The 5,952-nt window shown below is 44.7% G+C and carries 5 protein-coding genes; 2 read left to right on the forward strand and 3 right to left on the reverse strand.

Going from position 1 to position 5,952, the window contains the following annotated elements; translation table 11 throughout:
• Positions 1 to 384: 384 nt before the first annotated feature.
• The 3 genes from F6K20_RS05555 to F6K20_RS05565 all read right to left on the reverse strand — a co-directional run bounded on the left by F6K20_RS05555 (position 385) and on the right by F6K20_RS05565 (position 4,907).
• Positions 385 to 2,313 carry a tetratricopeptide repeat protein gene (locus tag F6K20_RS05555; RefSeq protein ID WP_287294030.1) on the reverse strand — a complete coding sequence of 643 codons (1,929 nt, stop codon included), beginning with the start codon at positions 2,311 to 2,313 and terminating at the stop codon, positions 385 to 387.
• A gap of 139 nt (positions 2,314 to 2,452) precedes the next feature.
• Positions 2,453 to 3,649, reverse strand: a complete 1,197-nt coding sequence (locus F6K20_RS05560; RefSeq protein ID WP_071105613.1) for an RNA-guided endonuclease InsQ/TnpB family protein — start codon at positions 3,647 to 3,649, stop codon at positions 2,453 to 2,455.
• 136 nt (positions 3,650 to 3,785) lie between these two features.
• Positions 3,786 to 4,907: a sensor histidine kinase gene (locus F6K20_RS05565; protein ID WP_287265687.1), complete on the reverse strand. Its 1,122-nt coding sequence runs from the start codon at positions 4,905 to 4,907 to the stop codon at positions 3,786 to 3,788.
• 352 nt (positions 4,908 to 5,259) lie between these two features.
• Here F6K20_RS05565 and clpS point away from each other — a divergent pair, with 352 nt between their 5' ends.
• Together clpS and F6K20_RS05575 are read left to right on the forward strand one after the other, a co-directional pair.
• Positions 5,260 to 5,580 carry an ATP-dependent Clp protease adapter ClpS gene (gene clpS, locus F6K20_RS05570; protein ID WP_071105615.1) on the forward strand — a complete coding sequence of 107 codons (321 nt, stop codon included), beginning with the start codon at positions 5,260 to 5,262 and terminating at the stop codon, positions 5,578 to 5,580.
• A 4-nt stretch (positions 5,581 to 5,584) separates the two neighbouring features.
• Positions 5,585 to 5,878, forward strand: a complete 294-nt coding sequence (locus tag F6K20_RS05575) for a DUF2103 domain-containing protein (protein WP_008186027.1) — start codon at positions 5,585 to 5,587, stop codon at positions 5,876 to 5,878.
• The last annotated feature ends 74 nt before the right edge of the window (positions 5,879 to 5,952 follow it).

A 5,952-nucleotide genomic window follows, 5' to 3' on the forward strand; every position in this document is an offset into this window, starting at 1 on the left:
CAACTACTAGGGTGGGCAAAGTAAGATTATCTAGAAGACTCAAAAGAACGAAACGGTTTTTGCCCACCCTACAACTACAACTACTAGGGTGGGCAAAGTAAGATTATCTAGAAGACTCAAAAGAACGCAACGGTTTTTGCCCACCCTACAACTACAACTAGTAGGGTGGGCAAAGTAAGATTATCTAGAAGACTCAAAAGAACGAAACGGTTTTTGCCCACCCTACAACTACAACTACTAGGGTGGGCAAAGTAAGATTATCTAGAAGACTCAAAAGAACGAAACGGTTTTTGCCCACCCTACAACTACAACTACTAGGGTGGGCAAAGTAAGATTATCTAGAAGACTCAAAAGAACGAAACGGTTTTTGCCCACCCTACAGGCTTAAAGAGAATCTAAGTATTTGGCTAGCAATTCCGGAATATAGTCATAGCCATCTACGCCAATGACAGCAATAATTTTTGACCGTTGCTGTGCCAAAAGGGTTTGGAAGCCTTCTTGTCCCATTTGTCCTTGCAAAATACTTAACAACCCAGCTGGTTTGCGCCAATCTTCAGACCCAATTTGCTCTAATAGATAGGCTCCTAAACTAGCGGTGTAAATCACTTTTTGCCAATCTTGCTGGCTGTAGCAAGCTTGGGCTAAGTAGGCCAAATTCACGCCTTGTAAGTACAAATCCCCAGAAAATTGGGCGGCTTGCCAGCCTTGTTCTAAAAATGCGATCGCTTTTTGATACTGCTCGACCACCACATGGGCAATTCCCAAACTACTGAAACACAAGGCTTTACTTTGCCCGACCCCATAACTCCCTGCTGGAGAATCCCCTAATCGTTCTAACAATAATCGACCTTGTTCTAGATAGTTAATGGCACTTTCATACACCTCTAGTTCTGCTTGTTGGCTATCCTGAGCTTGAAACACTTCACTGTAGCCGAAATTCACTAAAGCATTAGCTTCCCCTAACCGGTCTCCAGCTTGACGAGCCAGTATTAATGCTCGTTGACTATAGTTAATGGCATCAGCATAATTCTCTTGCTCGACACAAATCCGACTGAGGTGATTGAAATTAGCAATTTCACACAATCTATCCCCAGCCTCACGGGCAATATCTAAGGCTTGCTGATGGAAGTTATTGGCTCGATCATAGGCTCCTTGAGACCAAAGGGAATAACCCAACAAGGTTAGAATCCGGGCTTTCTCCTCGGTTCGGTCTACTTGCCGCAGGGGTTCATCTAGGTAATTCAGGGCATCTTGGAGATAGTTGCCGCTAAAGTTAGCAAACACACCACCGTAGAGGGGGAAGTAGTCCCGTTGGGCAAAGGTGCGCAGAATTTGCAGACAAACCTGAAAACAGCCATTTGCGATCGCGTAGCGGCTCGTACCGAGCATCGCATTGCCGTTGCTACTACTTGCTGTCTGGTTCAAAACATTAGCTAACCTAGACCAAATGACAGCAAATATGATAAAGGTAGAAATCGATAACTTTGCTCCCATCTTGGAGTCATATACCATTTTATCGAACCAATTCACCAGTCCTCGCTGCAAGCACTGGAGAATCACAGCCAATTCCACCCAAGCCTCTAGTTCCAAACTGGGCTGAGTATCTGCCCATTCATGGAAGGATTGATTTAGCGCTAGAGTTTGAAATAAAGACTGGGGTAACGGGCTATCGACCTTTTTCTCCCACAGCCCCCAAGGGCCACGCTGTTCCGGAGTACCCTCAAATCCCAGTGAGCCTCGACTTTGGTCATAAATCCAACTCACTAGATAATCTTCCAAGCGTTGCCAAGATGCCAAACCCGCCGTAATCCCAGCGGCCAGTTGTCCAAGGTCTTTAGCAGTATCAGATTCAGAAGCTTGTTGTGCCTGTTGCTTTAGGGGTTTAGCCAGGCTCGCCAGTTGTTGTAAAGTTAGCGGTGGTTGTTGATTGGGGTCAATCACTCGCAATAAAGCCGTAAAGCGCTCAGCCGGTTCAGCAGTAGTAATGGATTGAATAGCGCTAGTGATAGTTTCAGAAACTCGGTTTTCTTCCTGCCACTGTTCCCATTCACCACGAATGGTATTAAGCGCCCTGAGTTTCCGAATTGCCTTGGCTTGCTTCAATTCACTTTTAGGATTATCTATTTCTGCCTGAGTCATATCGAAGCGCTGATCAAGGCAACGTTCAAAAATTTCCCCAGTGCCAACCTGAACGCCCGCCACCAACATCTGATAGACCTGGGATTTAGAACGGATTTTCCCCTTCAGGGTAGTTTTGACAATGTCATCAATTAATTCAAAATAGCGATCGCCCAATCCCATCTCGTTAGACATAAACCTTTTGCCTGATTAGTGCCGACTTTCCTCAAAAATAGCTCAAAATCAGAATAGACTTCTGGCAAGTCTAGTTAACCGTCAACTTGACATCCTCCCGCCGCTAAATCTGGCGATTATAGCGGGGGATTCCTAAGACTCACGACTTAGGTTTCTGCTTCCTTCTCCCTTTTTGGGAGTTTTTCGCACCCGCCTTCCGAGACTTACTCTGTTCAGGTCTTATGGTCGCTCCACAGACTGACACGGCAAGCCCTGCCGCCAAAATATTAATTGATGCGTTAATATCGCGATCGTGGTGAGTGTTACACAATGGACAATCCCACTCTCGGATGCTTAGAGGTAAAGATTCGACGCGATTGAGGCATACAGAACACAACTTACTACTGGGAAACCATCTGTCAATAGAAACAGCTTTACGGTTGTACCACTCTGACTTGTACTTGACCTGACGGATTATTTCTGCCCAATTTGCATCACTGATTACCTGAGCTAGTTTGTGATTTTTGACCATGTTTTTTACAGCTAAGTCCTCAAACGCAATCAATTGGTTTTCTGAGACCAGTTGAGTAGTTAGCTTGTGAGTAAAATCTCTTCTAGCGTCTTTGATTTTTGCGTGTACCCTGGCAACCTTTAACCTGGCTTTGTTACGATTGTTAGATCCCTTCTGTTTTCGCGACAAAGCTTTTTGGTATTTAGCCAGTTTTTTCTTTAGCTTTTTGAAATGCTTGGGGTTGGCAATTTTATCCCCGTCACTGGTTGTAATTAGACTGGTAATTCCTAGATCAAAGCCAACTCGTTTATCCGTTGGGGGCAAACTCAAGTCTCTATGGTCATGAAACCTGATTGAGATATGCCAACGATTGGACGGATCTAAACTAATTGTAACGGTACTTGGATTGCAGTTTGCAGGTAACTGACGACTCCACCGAATAGGCAAAGGTTCTTTGCATTTAGCCAAATAGATCTGGCCATCCTTCCATTTAAATGCAGATTTGGTGAATTCTGCACTACCACCATTCCGCTTTTTCTTGAAGTTTGGATATTTAGTGCAACCCGCAAAGAAGTTCGTAAAAGCAGTTTGAAGGTGTCTTAATCCCTGTTGAAGTGGAACACAACTGACTTCATTTAAAAATAATAAGTCATCCTGTTTTTTCCACTCTGTCAACATTGAGGAAGTTTCTTTATAGCTGATCCGTTTTTGGTGTTCATACCATCCTTTCGTCCTAGCGTCTAAAGCTTTGTTGTAAACAAGCCTTACACAACCTAGAGTTCTCCTCAACAGATTCTCCTGTTCAGGGGTTGGGTAAAAACGGTAACGGTAAGCTTTTTCATTCATGCTCACATTTTAAGCTGTTCCGTGTGAAATGTCAAGTGGACACAATTCCTGAGGGGCTGTGTGCGGAACCTGCGTCCGCACTTTATAAGCCCCGTCTCCCGCTAACCCTTCGGGTATAACGGGAGTCTCCTTGCTCTTAAGGATGATTCGGCAATGTTACAGTAAACAAAGTCCCCTTACCCAACTCAGACTTAACTTTGATCGTTCCTTGATGAGCTTCGAGAATTCGTTTGGAAAGATATAGTCCTAAACCACTACCTGAGCGTTTGTGGCTACCCTGGCGAAACCGTTCAAACAACTGTTTTTGGTCTTCTGGGGATATACCAAAACCAGTATCTTCCACCTCAATCACCACCCACGTCTGATGCCCTTCACTAGTGTTGGGACTATTCCTCAGACGAACCGTCACAGAACCATTGTCAGTGAATTTAATGGCATTTCCTACCAAATTGGTGAACAATCGGTGCAATTCTAAGCGATCGCTCATCACTATGGAGTTAAGCTGATTCGCGCTCTGATAGTCCAAAGACAGTTTTTTATCACGAGCTAGGGCAGACAGTTCTTGGATGACTTCCTCAATAACCTGTTGTACAGGAATGGCAGAGAAAGACAAATACTTCCGACCGGCTTCATAGCGATAGACTTCTAGTAACGTATTCACCATAGTCAGCAAATTGTGGTTACTGCGAGTCATGGTGACTATGGCTTCCAGGACTGGAGGGGGAATTTCTCCCAAAGCTCCCTGCTGCATCAGGTTTAGGATGCGATCTGCTGCTACTAAAGGGGTGCGCAAGTCATGGGTAAGCCGAGAGACAAAATCTTCTCGTTGCCGAGCAATTTCGTCCCGTTCATCCACACTATGTTTGAGGCGCAAAAGCGATCGCACTCTGGCCAGCAATTCATCTACTTCTACTGGTTTACGAATAAAATCATCCGCCCCCATATCCAGTCCTTTGACCACACTGGGATGATCATAAGCGGTGATCAACAAAATTGGTATAAACGGTAACTTGGGATTGGAGCGGATGCGCTTGGTTACTTCAAAGCCATCCATTTCTGGCATCATCACATCCAATAGCACCAATTCCGGCGGAGATATCTCTATTTGCTCTAGGGCAACCCGACCATTCTCGGCCAAACTCGTCTCGTACCCCTCTTCTTCTAAAAGCGTCTGCAGTAGAAACAAGTTGTCAGGGGAATCATCGACAGCCAAAATCTGATCTTTTTTGGAAGGGCGGGTTAGAGGTAAAGCATTCATTGAATCTTTTGTTGGTAAGTCAGAAGTGGAAACCCCTGTCATTGATGTATGGGGAGCGGGCTAATTAGTGGGTCGGCAAACCATTGCACACAGCCCCTCAGCAACTTCCCCCTTACACAAACAGCAGCCTGAGTTCGCTTCATTATGGCAAATTGGGCTTTACAGGCAAAGAAAAAATTGCCAATAGCCAAGGTCGTTGAAACCCTTAGGGATTAAAGGCTTAGTCCAATTGTTAATTTTCCTTGTTTCTCACCGCCACTATGCAGCGCGTTTCAATTTTTGTAAACTGGAAGGAATGGTTTGAGTTAGATCATAATTTTTTGTAAATTATTCTGGTAACCTATGTGCGACTATGGTAATATCAGCAGCTTATAAAGCTACATTTGCTGCACCAGTCAAAGCTCCTGAACGCTCTGGTCAAGTTACCCGAAAGCCTTATCCCAAATATAAGGTAATTGTGTTAGACGATGATTTTAACACGTTTCAGCATGTTCACGACTGTCTGGTCAAGTATATCCCTGGGATGACAAATGATCACGCCTGGGAGCTCACCCATCAAGTTCACAACGAAGGTCAAGCCATTGTTTGGGTCGGTCCCCAGGAACAAGCGGAACTCTACCACCAACAGCTTTCTCGTGCTGGCTTAACCATGGCTCCCTTGGAGGCTACATAGTATTATGAGCCAACCCAAAGACGGCAGACTGGTTTGGAATCACTCTACCCACATTCAGGGTCTCATTCCAGTTCTCCAACGACTCACCGATTACCCAGGTATTCAAACCATTACCCCTGCTGTCCTTGGGCGGGCAAGAAGTCACTGTCCTAAATTACAGTTAAAAGTATCAGTGCCAATTCGTGGGGGATTCAAGGTGATTGCTAGGTCTGGTAAAAGCTTTCAAGAGGTGTTCATCCTCACCAACTTGAGTAAAGTGGAATTAGAAAAAGCGATCGCTCAATCACTAAAACGATAAGTAGATAGAATTTAGAATTTAGAATTTAGAATTTAGAATTTAGTTGTAGGGTGGGCATTGCTTGAAATCAACCC

Source organism: Moorena sp. SIO2C4 (assembly GCF_010672485.1).
Lineage (GTDB): Bacteria > Cyanobacteriota > Cyanobacteriia > Cyanobacteriales > Coleofasciculaceae > Moorena > Moorena producens.